Raw genomic sequence first — 21616 nt, 5'->3', positions numbered from 1 at the left:
GTGACCGATCGTAATGTGCTTGGGGGACCGCTGGAGGAGTGTGGCACCGATCCTCTCACCGGCTTCTACCGGGACGGATGCTGCAGCACCGGTCCCGAGGATCTCGGTAGCCACACCGTCTGCACGGTGGTGACCGCAGAATTTCTGGAGCACCAGAAGTCGATCGGAAACGACCTGCTCACCCCGCGCCCGGAGAACAACTTCCCGGGTCTGCAACCGGGTGACCGCTGGTGTGTGGTGGCGGTGCGCTGGCTGCACGCCCACGAGGACGGGGTGGCCGCGCCGGTGATACTGGCCGCGACACACGAGAACGCCCTCGAGGTCGTTCCGATGGAGACGCTCCGCAAATACGCCGTCGACGTCCCGAACGACGTCAGCGACCTGCTCTGATCCGGAATCCACTCAGATCCGCGGGGCCAGTGACACCGCGAGATCCCGCAGCCGGATACCGGGCCGGGAGGCCGGAACCAGCAGCGCCCCGGCGACGCGAAATCCGCGTTGCTTGGGCGCGACCAGCCGACGGTGCCGCTGCTCGTAGCGGGTGAGCGCACCGCGCGGATCCCCCGGCGCACCGGCCAGTTCCTCGGCCAGGGTGCGCGCGCCCGCGATGGCCAGGCTGGAGCCGTCGCCGAACAGCGACAGGCTGGATCCGGCGTCGCCGAGCAGGGTGACGCGGCCGCGCGACCAGGTCGGCATGCGGACCTGACTGACGGCGTCGAAGTACAGGTCCGGTGCGGTGCGCACCTGGTCGAGTACGTCGGCGAAGGTTCCGGCCCGGCCCGCGTAGGCGGTCAGCACCAACCGCCGGTGCTGTTCCATGTCGCGGTAGTCGTAGTCCGGCACCCGCTTGCCACGGAAGATGAAGGCGGCCAGGGGTTTCCCGCCCGCCGGATGCACCGACAGCGACAATCCGGGCGAGTTGTACATGACCACCTCGTCGGCCGCGCCGTGCGCGCGCTCGACCGGCAGGGTCGCCACGTAGAAGCCCCGGTGTCGCACGAAGTCCCGTTCCGGGCCGAAGGCCAGTCGGCGCACGGCCGAGTGCAGGCCGTCCGCGCCGACCACGTAGTCGAAGTGCGCGGGTGCGCCCTGTTCGAAGGTGACGCCGACGCGATCGCCGTCGGGTTCGAGGCCGGTGATGCTGTCGCCCCAGCGGATTTCGGCGCGTTCGCGGGCCGCGCGCAGCAGGGTGGCGGCCAGTTCGGCGCGGGAGAGTTCGAATTCGCCGCTGTCGCGCCCGCCGCCGGTGCGGACGCCCGCGCGGGTGCGTCCCTGCGCGTCGACGAACGCGAGCCGGTCGACCCGGGTTGCGGCGGTGCGCAATTCGGCGGCGATGCCCATCGCCTCGACCACGTCGAGGGCGGGTCCGCGCACGTCGACCGGGTTGCCGCTGGAGCGCTGCCCGGTGGCGCGCTCGACGACGGTGACCCGGAAGCCGCTGCGGCCGAGCCAGTAGGCGAGGGTCGAGCCGCCGACGCCGGCTCCGGAGATGAGGACCGAGGTGGTCATGGTGTGCCTCCCGAGAAGATAAGCGGATGAAATTCGTCCGCTTACCCGAATGCTACGCTAACCGGAAGAAATTCGTCCACTCAGTGAGGTGAGGGAGACGGCCGAGAACTTGCGCGCGGACGCCCGCAGCAACCGGGAGGAGATCCTGCGCGCCGCCCTGGAGGTGTTCTGCGAACGCGGCACCGGCGTGGCCATGAAGGACATCGCCGACCGGGCGGGCGTTGGCGTCGGCACGCTCTATCGCCGCTTCCCGGATCGCGACGCCCTGCTCGTCGCGACGGCGCAGAACCACATGCAGCGCATCACCGATCTGGTGGCGACCGCCGCGCGAGAAGAACCGACCGCCTGGCTCGGGCTGTCCCGGGTGCTCTACGAATGCGCCGAAATGCGGCTGGGGGCACAGGCTTCGGCCATCGAGCCCGCCGCGCACGAGCTGGTGCGCGCCGATGCCTGGGTCACCGAGACCCGCGACGCGCTGATCGGGCACCTGCGCCGCCTGACCGAGCGCGCGCACGCGGACGGCGAACTGCGTGCCGAGGTGGGCCTGGCGGATATCGAGGTGCTGATGACGGTGCAGATCTATCCGCGCGACAGCGAGACCTACACCGAGGCGGTGCGCCGCGTGATGGGTTTCGTACTGGACGGCCTACGCACGCACGGTGATTCGACGACCTAGGCCGTCACGCGATTCAGGAGGCGATGCGGTCGAGGTCCGAGCGCAGGTCGTCGGCGATGAGTCTGGCGGCGGCGTGCTGCCAGTCGCGCATGGTGCGCCGCGGCACCTGGTCGGTGAACCAGGTGAGGGCCCGCCGGGATTGCGGGTCCAGGCGGGCGCGCCGGGTGCGGCCACTGTAGGGGCGCAGGCCGACGACGTAGCTGTAGTAGGCGGCGTTGTAGAGCTGCCATTCCTCGCCGGTGTCGAATCCCGTTTCGGCGCGGGGTTTCAGCCGGGTGATGCTCTCCGCGAGCAGGGCTTTGAGTGCGGTGGCCCGGTCGAGCGGGGTGAGGGTGCCACCGCGGGCCGCGAGCCGGGCGTCGACGACGGGCAGGTCGAGCAGTGGGCTGGAGACCAGCCGACCCAGATCGGCGTAGTTGCCGAGGGCGCGGCGAGTGAGCCGGGCCAGATCGTCCTCGTCGAGGTCGGTGATCCGGGTCGCGCAATCGCGGCGGTAGGCGGTGTCGTCCTCGGGCACACCCGTTTCGGTGTCGGGTGCGGATTCGGTGGTTTCGCGCGGCTGGGATTCGATGGCATTGCGCGGCAGTGATTCGGTGGCGCTGCGCAATTCGGCGCGGCGGCGGCGCAGCGGGGTGGCGAGGGTGAGGCGGTCGACTCCGGCCTGAAACGGCACATTGAGCGCCTGCAACGCGATCGCGGTGGCGATCGCCGCGTACAGCAGGGCGACCGAGGCGGTCCGCTCCCCCGTCAGCAGGATCGCGACGGCGGCCTGCCCGCCGAATACGACGGTGGTGAGCACCGCGGCGATGAGGGCGCGAAACATGTCCGGCCGCAGCGCTTCTCCCTCGTCGAAGGCGTCGAGGATGGCGATGCCCGCACCGAGCAGCCCGCCCGGGATCGCCAGGCCCGACAGCATGGCGGTGCTCGGCAGCACGTTGAGTCCGAGCAGGATCAGCGCCACGGCGAGCCCGAGCAGCAGGGAGCCGACGGTGATCAGGGTCGCCGCGGACTGCCGGGCGTCCTCACACCAGTCGGCGTGCCGTCCGAGTACGCCGAGCATGGCGCCGAGCAGGGCGAGCAGGGTCACCGCGCCGAGAACGTAACCGGCGGGCAGGAATCCACCGGCGGCGGGCATGGCGAGCAGCGCGCACAGCGGTAGCAGGGCGACGCGCCACCAGTGGTCGATGCGCGCCACGTAGGGGCCGGGCAGCAGCCGCACGAAGACGCCGCTCCAGGCCAGCACCGGCAGGCACACCAGCACGATGCGCACGCCGTCGAACCAGGGGGCGGTGCCCGCGAGCCGGTCGGCGACCACGGCCCCCGCGTACGCCAGCAGTGCGACTCCGGCTCTGCGTAACACCGCCTTCCGTGGATCGCGCGCCAGCAGATACAAACCGAGCCACCAGGCGACACCGAACGCCACGGCCGAAACCCATACCACGCAGGGAGCGTACTTCCCCGGCACTGGGCTGCGGGTCGCTACAAAGACACTGTATATATGTCTTTACCAGGACTTTTCGCCCTCCGGGCGGGCTCGTCACACCTTCGCATCCGTTCGGCCACATCAAGGTCACGATGTGAGGCAACGGATTTCGCCAGAAGATAGCCGAACTACCCTGCGGCTCAGCCGACTTGCGCGGCGCGACGGCGGCGATGCGCCTTCTGACGACAGGCCGCCGAACAGTAGCGGGCCGGACGACCGGTACCGGTGGCGTGAATCGGGGCAGCGCACATCGGGCAATACGCGGCGGCGGTTTCGTTACGGAAGCCTGTTTCGTCACCGCGCCGGTCGGCGTTCGGAGTTTTCGTCACGCCGGGTCGCGGGGGCCGGACCCGCAGGGTCTCCAGGATCAGCGCTGTGGGACGGGACAATTCGGCGCCTTCGGCGAGTCGCTGTACCGCGATGCACCCGGTGTAGAGCGCCATCAGGTCCGACAGCGCGAGGTCATCGCGGACCGCGCCCTGCCGCTGCGCCGCCATGAGCAGTCCGGACAGCGCCACCCGTAGCCGCTCCCCCGCGTCCCGGATCAATTCCCGAGGCCAGCCGTCGCTGGTGAGCATGTCGCACAGCGCCTGATTGCGGCACGAGGACAGGATCAGTTCGGTGCAGAACGCGAAGAACGCGCTGCCCGGATCCGTGGTGTCGCGCAGCCGCAGGGCGACGGCCGTGAGCCGGTCCATCCGCTGCTGCATGACCGCTTCCAGCAGTGCGGTTTTGGTGGGAAAGTGCCGGTAGACGGTCCCCGCGCCGACACCCGCACGCCGCGCCACCTCCGCGAGGGAGACCGATGCGCCACGTTCGGACAATGCGCGATCGGCAGCGGCGAGAACCAGCGCCCGATTGCGCCGCGCGTCCGCACGCAGCACCGACGCGGGCGCCGGCAACACCTCAGCCTCGGTCGATACCGATACCGGCGCGCGCGACGCCGACGCGCGCCCGCGTAGCTCCGACGTACGCTCGGCCACCACCGACCCGGGGGCCGCTGACCCCGCGGCGGATCGGGGCGGGGCGACGGGGCGCGCCGGAGGGGGCGGGGTGCGGGTTCCGGTGAACGCGGGCATTTCGTTACGCACGTCCTTTCCGACTGTGGCGCAGTGCGATCCGCGCGGCCTACCGTCCCGGATACGGGTCGATCCACCCGAATACTACCGAGGAAAGCCGAGGGGAACATGTCTGTTCAGCACGATCTCGTCCTGGTCACCGGGGCGACCGGTAAGCAGGGCGGCGCCACGGCACGCCGATTGCTGGCCGCCGGACGGCCGGTGCGAATCCTGGTGCGCGACGCCGATTCTCCCGCCGCGCGTGAACTCGCCGCAGCGGGAGCGCAATTGGCGGTCGGGGATTTCGACGAGCCCGACACCCTGCCCGCCGCGCTGGCGGGAGCCGGTGCGGCACTGCTGGTTCCGCCCGCGGCGATGGGCCCGCAGGGTTGGGACGACGAGCTCGAGGTGCGTCGCGGTTCCGACTTCATCGCGGCGGCCCGCGCGGCCGGGGTCGGGCACGTGGTGTTCACCGGTGTCGGGGCGTTCGACGACGACGAGGAGTCGCTCGCGCGTGGGAAGCGCCTGATCGAGGAGGTGTTGCGCACCAGCGGACTGCGCTGGACCGTGCTGCGCCCGGCGCGCTTCATGGAGAACTACTTCATGCAGAACTATCCCGTGGATGGGATCACCGGTGACACCAACCGCCACATGTTCCCGCCGGATCGCCCGTTGCAGGTGATCGCGGTCGACGATGTCGCGGCCTTCGCGGTCCGGGCCTTCGCGGATCCGGATCGCTACCACGGTCGAATCCTGGAGTTGGCGGGCGACGATCTCACGCCGACTGCCGCCGCGGCGTTGATCAGCGCGCATCTCGGTCGGCCGATCCACTACGAGGAGATCTCCGAGGAGGAGGTCACCAGAACCCTCGGTCCGAAGATCGGTCTGCTCCGGCGGCGCGCCCGCACCGCCCGTGGCTGGCATGCCGACATCGAGGCACTGCGCGTGATCCACCCGGAGCTGCGCACTCTCGACACCTGGCTGACGGAATCCGGTGCGGCCCGGCTGAAGTCGCTGCTGGACGGTTAGCCCGGGGGCAGTGCGCGCAGTGCCGCACCGAGTTCGAGGATGCTCGCCGGGTCGTTCAGGGAGCGGCCGGTGAGTTCTTCGATGCGGCGCAGGCGGTAGCGGACGGAGTTGGGGTGCAGGAACAGGCGGCGGCCGGTGTCGGCGGCGGAACCGCCTGCGGCGTACCAGGTTCGGAGGGTGTCGAGCAGGCGGTGGCGTTCCTCGTGGGGCAGGGCGAGAAGCGCACCGAGGTGGACTCGGACCAGACGGTCGGCTTCGACTGGGGCGGCGGCGATGACCATGGCGAGGGGGTCGTCGTCGAAGCGGGCGACGCCGGAGCGACGCGGGCCGAGGCCGGTCAGGGCGAGGCGGGCGAAGCGCAGCGCCTGCGGGGTTTCGGGCAGGGCGTCGTAGGGCGGGCTGATGCCGACGCGGGCGCGGTGTCCGCGCAGTGCGGTGAGGGCGCTGGCCTCACCGGTTTCGGGGAGGGCCAGCACGCCGATCTGCTGGTCGGGCAGCAGTCGCCAGGCCGAGGTGATGTGGCGGGCGCGCAGCGCGGTTTCGATGCCGGGCAGGGCTTCCCGGCCGGGGGCGGGGACGTCGGCGGCGACCACGACGTAGGGGCCGGTGGGTGGCAGGCCGAGGATGCGGGTGGCCTCGCCGAGGGTGGCGGGGTCGGCGATGACGCCGGTGAACAGCGCCTCGACCAGTACGGAGCGTTCGTGTTCGCGTTGCAGCAGCAGTTCGGCGCTCTGCTCGCGGTAGGCGCCCGCGACCGCGACGGAGTAGTCACCGGCCAGCGCCCACACCTCGGCGGCGAGTGCGACCAGGGCGGCGTCGGTGACGGCGGGGTGCCGCCGGGCCTCGGCGACGAGTTCCGACCACAGGAATTCGAAGCCGATCCGGAAGGCGTGCAACGTTTCCGCGAGTGGCACGCCCTGTCGTGCGCGCAACCGCCCGGTCTCCTTGGGCGGTTCCGGGTCGATGGGAGCGGAGGTGGTGAAGTGCCGCACCATCAGCGTGAGGTTGCGGGTGCAGGAGGTGCGGATGGACTCGAAGGGCACCTGGGCTTCGTTGCGGTAGCTCTCGAGTTCGACCTGAAACCGCTGGGCCAGCCGCACTCCGAGATCGTCGATGCGGGCGAGCAGGGTGTCGGCCACCTCGACGATCTCCGCGGACGGTGTCGGACGCTGCATCACCGGAGCTTAATCGTGGTCTGTTTGTCGCCGAGGACAATCGGCCCGGTTCACCTGCTGTCCGTCCGGCCATGGCCGCCGGGCCGCGCCGCCTCGACAATGGGTCGATGTTCTCCTTCACCAGCGCCGACGGCGTCGTGATCCAGGTGCGCGGCTGGCTGCCCGAGCAGGGCGCCCCGCGCGGCATCGTGCAGATCGCGCACGGCATGGGCGAGTACGCAGCCCGCTACGACCATGTGGCACAACGGCTTACCGCCCAGGGCTTCGCCGTGTACGCGGACGATCATCGCGGCCACGGGCACAGCATGACCGGCACGCCGGGCGATCTCGGCGCCGACGGCTGGAATCTGCTCGTGGCCGATCTGGTGACGCTGACCGGCCTACTGCGGCAACGGCATCCGGAGCTGCCACTGGTGTTGTTCGGGCACAGTCTCGGTTCGTTCGCCGTGCAGCACTACATTCTCGACCATTCGGCGCTGGTCGACGATGTGGTGTTGTGCGGGACGACAGCGGTGGACGGGCTGTTCGCGAATATCGCGGCGGCGGACGGTGATCTGCTCGCCCTGTTCAATGCCCGCTTCCAGCCGACCCGCACCGATTCGGACTGGCTGAGCCGCGACGAGGCGCAGGTGGATGCCTATGTCGCGCATCCGTGGTGCGGCTTCGAGATCGACGCGACGAGTATGGCGCAGCTGGCCGAGGTGGCGAGTACGCGGCTGGCGCACCCGGTGACGGTGCCGACGGAGCTGCCGATCTATGTGATGGTCGGTGATCAGGATCCGCTCAATGACGGTCTGCGCCTGAGTGATCTGCTGGTGGACCGCTATCGCGAGGCCGGGCTCACGGATGTCACCTATCGGGTGTATCCGGGAGCCCGGCACGAGATTCTCAACGAGATCGATCGCACGCGGGTCGAGGACGACCTACTGGCCTGGATTACCAGGGATCAGTTCAGCGCGCCGTTGTAGTCGGGGAGCTTGAAGGTCTGCAGGGCGTAGCCGCCGGACAGATCCGAATCGCTGTTACCGATATTGGCGACGATGGTGTAGCCCTGGCCCTGGATCGAGGCGCGGGTCGCGGTCTTGTAGGACGCGAGCGCCGCGGCACCGCTGGATCCGGTGGTGGGTCCGGCGCCGTAGACGCCGTCGACCGGGTAGCCGACCGCGAGCAGGTTGGCCTGGCTGTAGACATTGAGCAGCGAGGGGCGGCCGGTCACGTAGAACACGGACGCGCCCTGGCTCTTCGCGTACTGCGCGACCGCCAGGATGGCGGGGATGGCCGGGATGATCGGCTGCGGGTTGTAGCTGGTCTCGAGCACCGTGTTGTCGATGTCGAAGACGATGGCCGGCTTGGTGGCGCCGGGGATGGCGGTGGTCAGGTAGGTCTGGGCCGCCGCCGCGATGGGCGCGATATCGGCGAGCCACTGGGCCTGGCTGGGCTTGCTGCCGCCCGAGCCGGAACCGCCTGAGCCAGAGGCAGATCCGGTGCCTCCGGACAGTGAGGAGGAGCCGGAGTCGGCGAGGGCGGCCGGCACGGGCAGGGCGAGGCCGACGGCGACTCCGGCGGCCAGGACAACGAGGGAACGTCTCATGACCCCGGGACCGTAGTGGCACCACAGTGCGACGCGCACGCGTTTCACTCTGCTGGACTCGAGAATTCCCGCTCACCGGGACAGTCCCCGGCCCGAGTGGATCCGCCCCGGTCACCCGGGCAGAATATCCGGATCGGTCCCGGTCGGGCGGGGCCGTGGCTACTGCGTCGCTCCCACCAGATTCTCCCCGCGCATGCGTTGCGAGATCACTTGGGTGATGCCGTCTCCGCGCATGCTGACGCCGTAGAGGGCGTCCGCGATCTCCATGGTCGGCTTCTGGTGGGTGATGACGATCAGCTGGCTCTTCTCGCGCAGTTGCTCGAACAGTCCGATGAGGCGGCGCAGGTTGGTGTCGTCGAGGGCGGCCTCGACCTCGTCCATCACGTAGAACGGCGAGGGGCGGGCGCGGAAGATCGAGACCAGGAAAGCGACTGCGGCCAGGGACTTCTCGCCACCGGACAGCAGTGAGAGCCGCTTGACCTTCTTGCCCGGCGGGCGGGCTTCGACTTCGACGCCGGTGCTGAGCATGTCGCCGGGGTTGGTGAGCAGCAGGCGGCCTTCGCCGCCGGGGAACAGTCGCCCGAACACGCCGGTGAATTCGCGTTCCACGTCCTCGTAGGCCTCGGTGAACACCTGCAGGATGCGGGCGTCGACCTCGGCGACCACGTCCATCAGGTCCTGGCGCGCCTTCTTGACGTCCTCGTGCTGGGTGTTGAGGAAGGTGTAGCGCTCCTCGAGGGCCGCGAACTCTTCCAGCGCAAGGGGATTCACCTTGCCGAGGGTGGTGAGGTCCTTCTCGGCGCGTTTGGCGCGGCGCTCCTGGGTGGCGCGGTCGTAGGGCATGGGCTGCGGTTCGGTGACGGCTTCGCCGCGTTCGCGCGCCTGCTCGTACTCCATCAGCTCCAGCGCGGAGGGCGGCATCGGGACGTCGGGGCCGTATTCGGCGATGAGGTCCTCGAGGCTGACGCCGAACTGTTCGGAGATGGTGGTCTCGACCTGTTCGATGCGCAGCGCGGCCTGGGCGCGGGCCACCTCGTCGCGGTGCACGGTGTCGGTGAGCTGCGAGAGGGTGGTGGTGAGGGCGCGGGCGCGCTCCTTGGTCTGTTCCACCTGTGCCGCGAATTCGCCACGGCGGCGCACGAGTTCGTCGCGGCGGGCGGCGGCCTGGATCACGACCTGCTCGAGTTCCACGGCGATCTTGTCCGCGGAGTCGGCGACGACGGCGGCCACGGCGGCGGCCTGACGGCGGGCGGCGTGCGCGCGTTCGGCGCGGGCCCGGTTCTCGCGTTCGGCGCGGGCGGCGCGGCGCAGCGAATCCGCCTTGCCGCGTACCGATTCCGCGCGTTCCTCGGCGGTGCGCACGGCCAGCCGGGCCTCGACCTCCATGGAGCGGGATTCGGCAAGCGCGGCGGCGGCCTCCTCGCGGGCGTAACCGGCGGTCTCGGTGCCCGCGGCCTCCGGATCCATGTCGGCCTGTTCGTTTTCGGCGTTGCGCAGCCGATCCTCGAGTTCGGCGAGCTTGGCGAGGGTGTCCTCGCGGCCGGTCTCGGCATCGGCGCGCTGGGCCAGCACCCGGTCGCTCTCGCGCTGTGCGGTGCGCGCGGACTGGCCGAGCCGCCCGAGCCGGTCGTAGATGGCGACCAGGGCCTGGTCGGATTCGTGCAGGGCGAGCAGCGAGTGGTCGACGGAGTCCTTGCGGTCGGTCTGTTCGGCGAGCGCGCCGGACAGTGCCGCCTCGAGTTGCTCGGCCTGCCGCTGCCAGGAGGCGAGTTCGGTGATGGCGGCGTCGATTTCGGCCTGCACCTCGAGCTGGCTGGGCACCCGATCGGAGCCGCCGAGCACCCAGCCGGTGCCGGTGAGATCGCCGTCGCGGGTCACCACGCGCAGTTCCGGTCGGGCGGCGATGACCTGCGCCGCGGCGGCCAGATCGTCCACGACCGCGATACCGGTGCTCAGCGCGCCGATGGCGGCACGCAGGTGCGCCGGGCAGTCGAGCACCTCGGCCAGCCAGCGCGCACCGGCCGGTAGTCGCGAATCACCCTGCCCGGCAGCGGAATTAGCCGAGCCCGTCATATCACCGACGACGCCGTCGGCGCCCGGGGTGGTGAAAACCAGTGCGGCACGGCCACCGTCGGCGACTTTCAGCGCGTGCACGGCGGCGTGCGCGCTGGGCCCGGTGTCGGCGGCGACGGCGTCGGCGAGCGGTCCGAGGGCCGCCGCGACCGCCGCCTGGTAGCCGCCGTGCACCCGCAGCAGTCCCGAGAGCGGTCCGAGCAGTCCGTCGGCGCGGTTCTCCAGCAGCCAGGCCGCACCGTCCTTGCGGCGCAGGCCCATGTTCAGCGCTTCGATGCGCGCACCGAGCGAGGCCACCCGTTTACCGGCCTCGCGGTCCTTCTCGCGCAGTTCGGTGACCCGCTGATCGGCCAGCGCCAAGGCTTGCGCGGCGTGCTCGTACTGGGTGTCGAGGCCTTCCTCGCCCGCGTTGAGTTCGTCCAATTCGCTTTGGACGGACTCGAATTCGGCGTTGGCCTCCTCGCCGCGGCGACGGGCCTCGGTGATGGCGGTGGACATGCGGGCGATCTCGCCGTCCACCGATTGCGCGCGGGAGCGCAGGGTGTCGACCTGGCCGGAGAGCCGGGCCAGTCCTTCGCGCCGGTCGGCGATGGCGCGCACGGCGGCCAGGTGGGCCTGTTCGGCGGCCTTGGCGGCCTGTTCGCGTTCGTAGAGCTGGTCGCGGGCGGCTTCGAGGGTTTCGGTGGCCATCTCGACGGCGGCGAGCAGTTCGGCCTCTTCGAGTTCGACTCGCCCGGCTTCGCGCTCGAGCTGTTCGGGATCGCGGCCCTCGCCGGTCGGTTGCTCGATGGTGAGATTGCGGGCCCGATCGCGCGCGATCCGGATAGTGGCATTGACACGTTCGGTCAAAGCGGACAGCTGGAACCAGGTCTGGGCGGCGGCCTCGGCGCTCGGGGTCAGCCGCGAGAGCTCGAATTCCTGCTGCGCCAGTGCGGCATTGGCGGCATCCATCTCGGCCTGCACGGTGACCTGCTGCTCGCGCGCGTAGGCCTCCTTGCTCTGCTGGCTCTCGAGTTCGCGGCGGCGGCTCACCAGATCGTCGGCGGCCAGCCGCAATCGGGAATCTCGCAGTTCGGACTGCACGGTGGCGGCGCGGCGGGCCACCTCGGCCTGGCGACCCAGCGGTTTGAGCTGACGGCGCAGTTCGGTGGTGAGGTCGGCGAGCCGCGCCAGGTTGGCCTGCATGGCGTCGAGCTTGCGGACCGCCTTCTCCTTGCGGCGACGGTGCTTGAGCACGCCCGCCGCCTCTTCGATGAAGGCGCGGCGGTCCTCGGGCCGGGATTCCAGGATCGCCGAGAGCCGACCCTGACCGACGATGACGTGCATTTCGCGGCCGATACCGGAGTCGCTCAACAACTCCTGCACATCCATCAGGCGGCAGGTGTTGCCGTTGATCTCGTATTCGCCCGCGCCGTCGCGGAACATGCGCCGGGTGATGGACACCTCGGAGTAGTCGATGGGCAGCACGCCGTCGGTGTTGTCGATGGTCAGCGTGACCTCGGCCCGGCCCAGCGGCGCGCGGCCCGTGGTGCCGGCGAAGATGACGTCCTCCATCTTGCCGCCCCGCAGCGCCTTCGCGCCCTGCTCACCCATGACCCAGGTGAGGGCGTCGACCACGTTCGACTTGCCGGACCCGTTGGGGCCGACCACGCAGGTGATCCCCGGCTCGAATCGCAATGTCGTCGCGGACGCGAAGGACTTGAAGCCCTTCAGCGTCAGACTCTTCAGGTGCACAGCGGCTCAGCGTACCCGGAACCTGCTGATTGCTCCGAGTATGCCGGACATCGCGTCTCACCCGGCCGGGTTTGCTACCGCGGGCGGGCGTGCCGCCAGGCGGTGGATTCCCAGCCCATGACGATCCGGAAGACCAGCACCGCACCCCAGGGTCCGATCACCCAGATCGGCCAGGGATAGACGAATTCGCCCGCGGCCAGCGAGATCACGGCCCAGATGGCGAGGTTGAGCAGGCTCACGGCAAGCCAGGCGCCGCCCTCGATGCGCTGCCAGATCGGCAGTCGCGCCGCCGGGTTGCGCTGCGCGGCACTGGCCTTCGTCAGTTTCGCGGCACTGGTCTTGGACAGTTTCGGCAGGTCTCCGAGCACCAGCGGGAGGTCTTCGCGGATCGGCGTCGTGTAGACGCGGGTGAGTCGCTCGTTGTATTCGGTGAGGTCGAGGCGGCCGTCGGTGAGGTGGCGGCCGAGCAGGTCGGCGATCTCGGCGCGCTCGGCGTCGGAGGCGCGGGTGCCGGTGGTGATGTCCATGTCGAGCCCTTTCGGCCGATCATTTCCAGTACGTTCCACAATGGAACATGAACACAGGATATTCCTCCACAATGGAATGTCAAGAGCTGGAAGTGAGGGCAGGTGCCAGCACATTTGCCAGCAGGCCGGACGCGATGAGATGGTTAGGGCCAGTTCTCGGACAAGGAGTCATCGTGGACCTCGACTGGTCGCCTGCCGATCTGGCATTTCGTGATGAAGTGCGCGGCTTCCTCGACGAAAAGTTAACCGACGATCTGCGGCGGGCGGGACGGCTGGCGACCAGCGTCTACCCCGATCACGAGGCCAGCATGCAGTGGCAGCACATCCTGCACGCGCGCGGCTGGGCCGCCCCCGCGTGGCCGGTGAAGTTCGGTGGCTGCGACTGGAGCCTCACCCAGCACTACATCTTCGGCCGCGAATGCACCCTCGCCGGCGCACCGAACCTGTCCCCCATGGGAATTCGGATGGTCTCGCACGCCATCATGGCGTTCGGCACCCCGCAGCAGCACGAGTTCTTCCTGCCGCGCATCCTCACCGGCGAGGTGTTCTTCTGCCAGGGCTACTCCGAGCCGGAAGCGGGCTCCGACCTGGCGTCGCTGTCCATGGCCGCGGTCGCCGACGGCGAGGACCTGGTGGTGACCGGTTCCAAGATCTGGACCACGCACGCCACCGAGGCCAACTGGATCTTCGCGCTGGTGCGCACCTCGAAGCTGGAGCGCAAACAGCAGGGCATCACCTTCGTGCTGATCGATATGCGCACGCCCGGCATCGAGATCCGCCCGCTGGTGATGACCTCGGGCGAACAGGTGCAGAACCAGGTGTTCTTCGATCAGGTGCGGGTGCCGAAGGCGAATGTGCTGGGCCGCATCGACGACGGCTGGACGGTCGCCAAGTTCCTGCTCAACTTCGAGCGCGGCGGCGGCGCGGCGGCCCCGGCCCTGCAGGTGATGGCCGAGGAGCTGGCGCAGGCCGCCGCGACCCAGGTGGCCCCGAACGGCGGTGCGCTGATCGATGATCCGGCCTTCGCCGCCAAACTGGCCGATGCCCGGCTGCGCGCGGATGTGCTCGAGATCCTCGAATACCGCACCCTGGCACTGGTTTCCAGCGGCAAGGACCCGGGTCCGGCCGCCTCCACCATCAAGATCCTCGGCACCGAGCTGAGCCAGGTGCTCACCGAGCTCGCCCTGGAGGCCGCCGGTCCGCGCGGTCGCGCCTATCAGCCGCACGCCGCCATGCCCGGTGGCCCGATCGCCGATTTCACCGCGCCCGCGGACGGTTTCGTCGCGGGCGAGGAGTGGCAGGCGGTCGCGCCGCTGCGGTATTTCAACGACCGCGCCGGTTCGATCTACGCCGGCTCCAACGAGATTCAGCGCAACATCATCGCCAAAGCCACGCTGGGACTGTGACCATGGACTTCTCTTTCACCGCCGAACAAGAACTGCTCCGCGACACGGTCACGGACTTCCTGGCCGCGCGCCACGATCTCGACGGCAGCCGGGCGGCCGCCCGGTTCGGCGCGGGTCGTCAGCCCGAGCTGTGGCGGGCGCTGGCCGACGAGGTCGGGATTCTGGGTGCGAGCCTGCCGGAGTCGGTGGGCGGCATCGGCGGCGGGCCCGTCGAGACGATGATCATCGCGGAGGCGCTGGGCGCGGCCCTGGTGCTGGAACCGTATGTCGACACCGTGGTGGTCGGCGGCGGCCTGCTGCGCCGCGCCGCCGGCAAGCGCGCCGAGGACCTGCTGTCCGGGATCGCCGCCGGGGAGGTGATCATCGGATTCGCAGCGCTGGAACCGCGTTCCGGCTACGACTACACCGCGATCGCCACCACCGCCGTCCGCGACGGCGACGACTGGGTGCTGTCCGGCGACAAGACCGTGGTGACCGCCGCGCCGGTGGCCACCCACCTGCTGGTGACCGCGGTCGTCGACGGTGAAACCGCCGTCTTCGCGGTCGACTTCGAGGCGGCGAACCCGCCCGCCGGACTCACCGTGCGCCCGTACCGCACCATCGACGAACGCCAGGCCGCCGACCTGGCCTTCGACCAGGTCCGGCTGCCCGCCGACGCCCTGCTGCTCACCGACGCCGACGCGGCGGTCGCCGCCACCCTCGACGAGGCCATCGCCGCGGTCTGCGCGGAAGCGGTCGGGGCCATGCGCAAGGTGGTCGCCGACACCGTGGCCTACAGCAAGCAGCGCCAGCAGTTCGGTGTCCCCATCGCCAGCTTCCAGGCCCTGCAGCACCGCATGGTCGACATGCTGCTGGAGCTCGAACAGGCCGTGGCCGCAACCTATCTGGTCACCCTGAAACTCGATGCCGCGCCCGCCGACCGGGCGCGCGCCGCCTCTGCCGCCAAGGCCACCATCGGTCGCGCGGCCCGCCGCATCGGCCAGGAGTCGGTGCAGTTGCACGGTGCGATGGGCATGACCGAGGAACTGCCGATCGGTCATTTCTTCAAGCGGCTCACCGCGGTCCAGTACGAGTACGGCACCACCGACCAGCACATCGCCCGCTACGCCGCGCTCACCCGCCCGTAGCGGTTCCCGCACCTCGGCTCAGGGGTGATCCGGTGCGGTGAACGGGTTCCGGCGGATCCGCGTGTCGGCTCCGCCGGAACTCGGCGCGCCGCAATCGCTTCCCGGCGCGCCGCAATCCCTCAGCGTCGATGTCGTCCACTCGCGACCGCGGGTGTTCGATCGCCGTACCGCACCAGACCGGGGTTGGACGCGGCCACGTCACGCGCCGATTTCCGCACGGCCAGCACGATTACCAGCGTCAATGCGGGCCCTGTGACAAAACACAGCACACCGAGCGCGATCAGTACGACAGTTCCCACGACCGGATTATTGTCCCCCGCGCAGCAATTCGCACAATTTCAGCAACCTGTTCCAGAACTCGGATTCCCGCCACCGACGCCGCCGCGGCCGGCACCCCACCGGGTTAGCCTCGGACGTGCGAACTCTCGAACGCGCGGGCCTGCACCGCCCACCCGTCCTCACCCTCACGGTCTTCATCGCCACCACGATCATGACCGTGGTCCAGTCGCTGCGACCGGGCACACCTCAGCAACTCGAACGCACCCTCGCCGGACTGCCGCAACAGAGCGCCTCACGGGCGCAGTGAAAGCTCCACCAGCGGAACGTCATCGATGCTGCCGCCGATCGCGGCCTCGATGATGCCGCTGAGTTCGCGGTAGGCGGCCGGGTGGGCGATCTGGTATCCGGCCAGCACCATGTGGGCCTGTTCCGGCGGGAGGACGCGGGCGCGGGCCGGGACCCGGTAGTGGAAGCCGAGGGTGATGCGGCAGTTCGGGTCGGCGCGCAGGTTGCGGTACCACTGTGCGCCCGTGCCGAATCCGGAGGCGACGATCACCGTGGCCGGGTCGGGGCGGTCGACCGTTTCCAGGGCGACGAAACGACGCTGGCCGGTTTTGCGGCCGTGGTGTTCGAGGAGTAGCAGGCGGCTGCCGAACAGGAAGCCCAGGCGCGCGCGGAACAGGGCGATGGGGGCTCGGACGAACCATCTGGTGCGCAGTAGTCGGGCGGCGATCTGCGCGGTGCTCATGTATCCAGCGTAGGCGCGGGTGCGGGCGGACCGAAGGGGCCGGAGCGTAAAGATGGGGGCGTAAAAGATGATTGACACGGCCGGGGCGCTGTGGCTGGCTTGCGGTATGCCCAGCGGTGAACGAACCGGCGTGCTCCGGATCGCGGCGGTCGCCGACCTGCACATGCGGGAGTCGATGCGCGGTGAATTCCGGCCTGCCTTCCGGAAACTCGACGAGCACGCCGACATCCTGCTGCTGGCAGGCGATCTCACCAACGGCGGCACCCTGCGCGAGACCGAACTGCTGTGCGCGGAGATCGCCGACCTCCCGGTGCCGGTCGTGGCGGTGCTCGGCAATCACGACCACGACCGCCGCCTGGGTTACCGAATCTCGGTGCGGCTCAGGGAACTCGGCGTGCACATGCTGGACGGGGAGGCGATCACGCTGCCGCTCAATGGAATCCGGCTCGGCATCGCCGGGGTGATGGGCGGCAGTGGCGGATTCCCCGGCCACCCCGGCAATCCCGAGGAGGGCAGCGTCGAGCACCGCGCCCGTTTCCGGCGCGGCCCCGTGGATGCCGCCCGGTTGCGCGCGAGCCTGGACTCCCTCGACGCCGACATCGGTGTCGCCCTCACACATTTCGCACCCGTGGTCGACACCCTGGTGGGCGAGCCCCCGAAGATCTACCCCGGTCTCGGCTGTCACGAACTCGCCGAGGCGATCGACGACGGCGGCGCGGTCCTGGCCGTGCACGGGCATGCCCACGGCGGCACCGAATGCGGCCGCACCCCACGCGGTGTCGAGGTCCGCAATGTCTCCTTCTCGGTGATCAAGGCGCCCTACCGGGTGTACCGGGTCACGGCTCCGCAGTAGCTCCTTTACCTCGCCGCCACGCAATCCGGACCGCCCCTTACGGTTTTCGGACGCCCGGCGCCGGACAGTCGCGGCAGGGCTCGGCGTTTCGTCCACCAAACCCGCTGTTACCTGCAGGTTTCACTCCCCCGACGCGATTCGATATTGACGTAGTCTGCACACGTGAATCGTCGGCCGACCGTCGTATCCTGCACGTATGCATGCCGCTCAGATGGCCGAGGAATACCCGGTGATCGACTTGGACTCCGACGCGATCGACGCGGCGAGGCTGCTGGCCGAACATCGGCTGCCGGGGATCCTGGTGACCGACGCGAACGGCGCGCCGCATTCGGTGCTGCCCGCCTCGCAGGTGGTGCTGTTCATCGTGCCCAAGTACGTGCAGGACGATCCGTCGCTGGCGGGGGTGCTCAACGAGTCCATGTGCGGTCAGGTGGTGAAGCGGTTGCGCGGCAAGAAGGTCCGCGACGTGATCCCGGAGCGGCTCACCAGGATTCCGGCGGCGAAGGCCGACGACAATATCGTCGAGGTGGCGGCGTTGATGGCGCGGTACAAGTCGCCGCTGGTGGCCGTGCAGGACGGGAAGCGGCTGCTCGGTGTGATCACCGCGTCGCGGCTGCTGGAAGTGGCGCTGGCCTGTTGAATCCGCCGGGGCGGCGGACATGACGGCCGTCGCCATCGGGGTCTTCGTGATCGCCTACGCGCTGATCGCGTCGGAGAAGGTCAACAAGACCGCCGCCGCGCTCGGCGGAGCGGGAGTGGTGGCCGCCCTCGGCATCGTCGACTCCGACGACGTCTTCTACTCGCACGCGACCGGCATCGACTGGAACGTCGTGTTCCTGCTGCTGGGCATGATGATCATCGTCGGCGTGCTGCGCCAGACCGGCGTCTTCGAATACCTGGCCATCTGGGCGGCCAAGCGCGCCAAGGGTTCCGCGCTGCGGGTGATGATCCTGCTGGTGCTGATCACCGCCACCGGTTCGGGCTTCCTCGACAATGTCACCACGGTGCTGCTGATCGCCCCGGTGACGCTGCTGGTGTGCGAGCGCCTGGAGGTGGGGCCGGAGCCGTTCCTGATCGCGGAGGTGCTGGCCTCCAATATCGGCGGCGCGGGCACCCTGATCGGTGATCCGCCCAACATCATCATCGGCAGCCGGGCGGGCCTGTCGTTCAACGATTTCGTGCTCAACACCACCCCGATCGTGCTGATCGCCCTACTGGTCTTCACGCTGCTGCTGCCCCGGCTGTTCCGCGGCAGCTTCGATGTCGATCCGGAGCGGGCCGCCGACATCTTGGCCCTCGACGAGCGCGAGGCGATCCGCGATCCGCGCCTGCTGGTGAAATGCGCGATCGTGCTGGCCGCGGTATTCGCGGGATTCCTCGGCCACGGCGTCTTCCACCTGGAACCGTCGGTGGTGGCATTGCTGGGCGCGGGTGCGCTGGTGCTGATTTCCGGTCTGCCGCAACGCGATTACCTGTCGTCGGTGGAATGGGAGACGCTGCTTTTCTTCGTCGGACTGTTCGTGATGATCGGCGCGCTGGTGAAAACCGGGGTGATCGCGCACCTGGCGAAATCCGCGACCGAACTCACCGGCGGAAACGCCCTGACAGCAACCATGCTGATACTGGTGGTGTCGGCCGTGCTGTCGGGTGTCATCGACAACATCCCGTACGTGGCGACCATGAGCCCACTGGTGGCCGAACTGGTGGAGCACGTCGACCATCCGGCGCAGGCGGACGCGCTGTGGTGGGCGCTGGCACTGGGCGCGGATTTCGGTGGCAATCTCACAGCAGTCGGGGCCAGCGCGAATGTGGTGATGCTCGGGATCGCCCGGCGCTCGGATCATCCGATCTCGTTCTGGGATTTCACCAGCAAGGGCATCGTGGTGACGGCGGTGACCGTGGCGGTGGCCGCACCCTATCTGTGGCTGCGATATTTCGCATTCGCCTGACCTGCAACAAAGGCCACATTACGGACAACTTCTGTGTGGCGATTGGGAATTTCACCGACTGCTGTTCAACAATGGCAGCCGCCATGTCCATATCCAGTACCGATCAGCCGACCGCACCGGGCAGCGACCGCGAGGACGCCCCCGGCGCTCCCGCCAGCCCCGGTTCCTACCGGCTGGATCTGGACGGACTACGCGGGGTGGCTATCGCGCTGGTGGTCGCCTTCCACATCTGGGCGGGCCGGGTCTCCGGCGGCGTCGACGTCTTCCTGGTGCTGTCCGGGTTCTTCTTCGCCGGAATGCTGCTGCGCCGCGCCGACTCCGGTGCGGTGGGCGTGCTGACCACCGTGCGCCGCACGCTGCGGCGACTGCTGCCCGCCATGATCGTGGTGCTGGCCGCGGTGGTGGTGGCCGCGGTCGTGCTGCTGCCGCACACCCGCTGGTCGGATATCGCGGGCCAGACGCTGGCTTCGCTGTTCTACTACCAGAACTGGTATCTGGCGCTGTCGTGGTCGGACTATCTGGCCGCCGACCCGTCGGTGAGCCCCTTGCAGCACCTGTGGTCGATGTCGGTGCAGGGTCAGCTGTATCTGGCGCTGCTGCTGAGCATCGCGGGCGCGGCCTGGCTGCTGCGCCGGGCGATGGACGCGGGCGCGTGGAAGCTGGCGCTCACCCGGCCGTGGCTGCGGCGCGCGGGCCAGGACGGCGTGCTGCGCATGGTGGTCGCGGTGCTGTTCGCGGGCGTCGCGATCGCCTCGTTCTGGTATGCGGCCGTGGGTGTTTCGACGCAGCAGGGCTGGAACTACTACGACACCTTCGCCCGCGCGTGGGAGCCGCTGGCGGGTGCGCTGCTGGCCATCGCGGCCCCGCTGGTGCGGTTGCCGCGCCTGCTGCGGGAGCTGCTGGCCTGGGCCGGGATCGCGGCCATCGTATGCTGCGGCTGGCTGGTGGTCGGTTCGCTGGTGTTCCCGGGTCCGTACGCACTGATTCCGGTGCTGGCCACCGCCGCCCTGATTCTGGCGGGCGCGGGCCGCGACACCGCCGATCAGCCGCTGGTCAACCGGCTGCTGGCGAGCGCGCCCATGGTCGGCCTGGGCGGTTTCGCCTACGCGCTCTACCTGTGGCACTGGCCGATGCTCATCTTCTACCTGGGTGAACTGCATCAGCGCCGGGCCGGTCTGATCGGTGGCGGGGTGATCATCGCGCTGTCGATGGTGCTGGCCTACGCCACCCATCACCTGGTCGAGGAGCCGCTGCGCATCCGGTCCAAACCCGCCGTTCCGGCTCGCACGACCTCGAATTCACGCCTGCCGATGATCGCGGGCGTGGTGGTCTCCACCGTCGGCGTGCTGGTGGTGGCCTCGACGCTGACCTGGCAGTGGAGCAACAGCGCCAAGGCGCACGCGGTCGGCGAACTGGATCCGACCAAGTACCCCGGCGCCGCGGCCCTCACCGATCACGCGCTGGTGCCGCGCGCGCCCATGCGGCCCACCACCGAGGAAGCGCCCGCGGATATCGCCTATCCGACCCGCGACGGCTGCATCTCCGACTTCGACACCCGCGCCGTGATCACCTGCACCTACGGCGACCACAACGCCCATCACACGGTGGCCGTGGTCGGCAATTCCCATGCCGAACACTGGATTCCGGCGCTGCAGATCCTCGGTGAGCAGTACCGCTTCCGGGTGGTGGTGTACCTGAAGATGGGCTGCCCGCTCACCGTCGCCGACGACCCGGTCTACAAGGGCCAGCAGAACCCGGACTGCCGCGACTGGTCCTCGGAGGTGATCGACCGGCTCGGCAACGAGCACCCGGATTTCGTGTTCACCACCGCCACCCGCCCCGCCGACAACGGCGGCGACGAGACCCCGCAGGACTACGTGGACGTCTGGTCGGCGCTGTCCAAGCGCGGCCTGGACGTGATCGGCATCCGCGACACTCCGTGGCTGCGCCGCAACGGCATTCGCTATCGCGCGATCGATTGCCTGGCCAGCGGCGGCAATCGGGAATCCTGCGGCATCAAGCGCACCGACGCCCTGTCGCCGGTGGATCCGGCCGCCGCCCCCGCCGCCACCTTCCCGGACCTGCACCTGATCGATCTCAACGACGCGGTCTGCGAACCCGCCGTCTGCCCGGTGGTGGTCGGCAATATCCTCGTCTACCACGACGAACATCATTTGACCGCAAGCTATTCGCGCTCGCTGGCCCCGGAGCTGGGCAGGCAGTTGCGGCCCATCCTGGGCTGGTGGTGATCCGACCATTTCCGCACTGGCAGCCGTTCCCCTGCGCGACAACTGATTTCGCTGCGGTTGGGGTAACTTACCGGGGACGCCCATAGCCCGGCCACCTCCAGTTCCGCCGGCCCGGCGACGGGGGTGCGGGGCTCGCCACTACCGGCATGA

20 protein-coding genes are annotated in these 21616 nt (G+C 69.4%); 11 read left to right on the top strand and 9 right to left on the bottom strand.

Going from position 1 to position 21616, the window contains the following annotated elements; all coding sequences use genetic code 11:
* Positions 1-390, top strand: coding sequence for a DUF2237 family protein (locus OG300_RS02320; protein WP_405491621.1), 390 nt, complete (start codon positions 1-3; stop codon positions 388-390).
* A gap of 12 nt (positions 391-402) precedes the next feature.
* Here the strand turns inward: OG300_RS02320 and OG300_RS02315 are convergent, their stop codons facing one another.
* Positions 403-1509 (bottom strand): FAD-dependent monooxygenase, encoded by a 1107-nt coding sequence (locus tag OG300_RS02315; RefSeq protein WP_405491619.1) that lies wholly within the window; start codon positions 1507-1509, stop codon positions 403-405.
* Between the two features lie 88 nt (positions 1510-1597).
* On the opposite strand from OG300_RS02315, the gene OG300_RS02310 reads away from it, so the two are divergent.
* Positions 1598-2185 (top strand): TetR/AcrR family transcriptional regulator, encoded by a 588-nt coding sequence (locus OG300_RS02310; RefSeq protein WP_405491617.1) that lies wholly within the window; start codon positions 1598-1600, stop codon positions 2183-2185.
* A gap of 13 nt (positions 2186-2198) precedes the next feature.
* Here the strand turns inward: OG300_RS02310 and OG300_RS02305 are convergent, their stop codons facing one another.
* Both OG300_RS02305 and OG300_RS02300 read right to left on the bottom strand, forming a co-directional pair.
* Positions 2199-3626: a hypothetical protein gene (locus OG300_RS02305; protein ID WP_405491615.1), complete on the bottom strand. Its 1428-nt coding sequence runs from the start codon at positions 3624-3626 to the stop codon at positions 2199-2201.
* Positions 3627-3808: 182 nt separating this feature from the next.
* Positions 3809-4570, bottom strand: coding sequence for a TetR/AcrR family transcriptional regulator (locus OG300_RS02300; RefSeq protein WP_405491613.1), 762 nt, complete (start codon positions 4568-4570; stop codon positions 3809-3811).
* 285 nt (positions 4571-4855) lie between these two features.
* Between OG300_RS02300 and OG300_RS02295 the strand changes: the two genes are divergently transcribed.
* Positions 4856-5755 (top strand): NmrA family NAD(P)-binding protein, encoded by a 900-nt coding sequence (locus OG300_RS02295; RefSeq protein WP_405491611.1) that lies wholly within the window; start codon positions 4856-4858, stop codon positions 5753-5755.
* Here OG300_RS02295 and OG300_RS02290 read toward each other — a convergent pair.
* Positions 5752-6930, bottom strand: coding sequence for a PucR family transcriptional regulator (locus OG300_RS02290; RefSeq protein WP_405491609.1), 1179 nt, complete (start codon positions 6928-6930; stop codon positions 5752-5754). The genes OG300_RS02295 and OG300_RS02290 overlap by 4 nt on opposite strands.
* A 107-nt stretch (positions 6931-7037) precedes the next feature.
* On the opposite strand from OG300_RS02290, the gene OG300_RS02285 reads away from it, so the two are divergent.
* Positions 7038-7898, top strand: a complete 861-nt coding sequence (locus OG300_RS02285; protein ID WP_405491607.1) for an alpha/beta hydrolase — start codon at positions 7038-7040, stop codon at positions 7896-7898.
* Here OG300_RS02285 and OG300_RS02280 read toward each other — a convergent pair.
* The 3 genes from OG300_RS02280 to OG300_RS02270 form a co-directional block, all read right to left on the bottom strand.
* Positions 7877-8521 carry an HAD family acid phosphatase gene (locus OG300_RS02280; protein WP_405491605.1) on the bottom strand — a complete coding sequence of 215 codons (645 nt, stop codon included), beginning with the start codon at positions 8519-8521 and terminating at the stop codon, positions 7877-7879. The genes OG300_RS02285 and OG300_RS02280 overlap by 22 nt on opposite strands.
* Before the next feature lie 159 nt (positions 8522-8680).
* A complete protein-coding gene (smc, locus tag OG300_RS02275; protein WP_405491603.1) occupies positions 8681-12328 on the bottom strand; it encodes a chromosome segregation protein SMC in 3648 nt (1215 codons plus the stop codon).
* 74 nt (positions 12329-12402) lie between these two features.
* Positions 12403-12855 (bottom strand): DUF1707 domain-containing protein, encoded by a 453-nt coding sequence (locus tag OG300_RS02270; protein WP_405491601.1) that lies wholly within the window; start codon positions 12853-12855, stop codon positions 12403-12405.
* Between the two features lie 173 nt (positions 12856-13028).
* Here OG300_RS02270 and OG300_RS02265 point away from each other — a divergent pair, with 173 nt between their 5' ends.
* Both OG300_RS02265 and OG300_RS02260 read left to right on the top strand, forming a co-directional pair.
* Positions 13029-14261 (top strand): acyl-CoA dehydrogenase family protein, encoded by a 1233-nt coding sequence (locus OG300_RS02265; protein ID WP_405491599.1) that lies wholly within the window; start codon positions 13029-13031, stop codon positions 14259-14261.
* A 2-nt stretch (positions 14262-14263) separates the two neighbouring features.
* Positions 14264-15388 carry an acyl-CoA dehydrogenase family protein gene (locus tag OG300_RS02260; RefSeq protein ID WP_405498442.1) on the top strand — a complete coding sequence of 375 codons (1125 nt, stop codon included), beginning with the start codon at positions 14264-14266 and terminating at the stop codon, positions 15386-15388.
* Positions 15389-15507: 119 nt separating this feature from the next.
* Here OG300_RS02260 and OG300_RS02255 read toward each other — a convergent pair whose 3' ends face one another.
* A complete protein-coding gene (locus tag OG300_RS02255; RefSeq protein WP_405491597.1) occupies positions 15508-15687 on the bottom strand; it encodes a hypothetical protein in 180 nt (59 codons plus the stop codon).
* 116 nt (positions 15688-15803) lie between these two features.
* Here OG300_RS02255 and OG300_RS02250 point away from each other — a divergent pair, with 116 nt between their 5' ends.
* Complete coding sequence (locus tag OG300_RS02250; RefSeq protein WP_405491595.1) at positions 15804-15974, top strand: hypothetical protein; 171 nt, start codon at positions 15804-15806, stop codon at positions 15972-15974.
* Here OG300_RS02250 and OG300_RS02245 read toward each other — a convergent pair.
* Positions 15960-16415, bottom strand: coding sequence for a nitroreductase family deazaflavin-dependent oxidoreductase (locus tag OG300_RS02245; protein ID WP_405491593.1), 456 nt, complete (start codon positions 16413-16415; stop codon positions 15960-15962). The two genes, OG300_RS02250 and OG300_RS02245, sit on opposite strands and share 15 nt — an antisense overlap.
* Before the next feature lie 67 nt (positions 16416-16482).
* Here OG300_RS02245 and OG300_RS02240 point away from each other — a divergent pair, with 67 nt between their 5' ends.
* From OG300_RS02240 to OG300_RS02225, 4 genes are all read left to right on the top strand, one after another.
* On the top strand, positions 16483-17268 hold the full coding sequence (locus tag OG300_RS02240) for a metallophosphoesterase (protein WP_405491591.1): 786 nt from the start codon (positions 16483-16485) through the stop codon (positions 17266-17268).
* 196 nt (positions 17269-17464) lie between these two features.
* Positions 17465-17908 carry a CBS domain-containing protein gene (locus tag OG300_RS02235; protein WP_405491589.1) on the top strand — a complete coding sequence of 148 codons (444 nt, stop codon included), beginning with the start codon at positions 17465-17467 and terminating at the stop codon, positions 17906-17908.
* Positions 17909-17927: 19 nt separating this feature from the next.
* The gene (locus OG300_RS02230) at positions 17928-19217 is read left to right on the top strand and encodes an SLC13 family permease (protein ID WP_405491588.1); all 1290 of its coding nucleotides are present in this window, start codon (positions 17928-17930) and stop codon (positions 19215-19217) included.
* 83 nt (positions 19218-19300) lie between these two features.
* Positions 19301-21466, top strand: coding sequence for an acyltransferase family protein (locus OG300_RS02225; protein WP_405491586.1), 2166 nt, complete (start codon positions 19301-19303; stop codon positions 21464-21466).
* Positions 21467-21616: the final 150 nt, after the last annotated feature.

Source organism: Nocardia sp. NBC_00511, from assembly GCF_045161165.1.
Classification (GTDB): Bacteria; Actinomycetota; Actinomycetes; order Mycobacteriales; family Mycobacteriaceae; genus Nocardia.
This window is presented reverse-complemented; position numbering and strand designations above follow the sequence as displayed.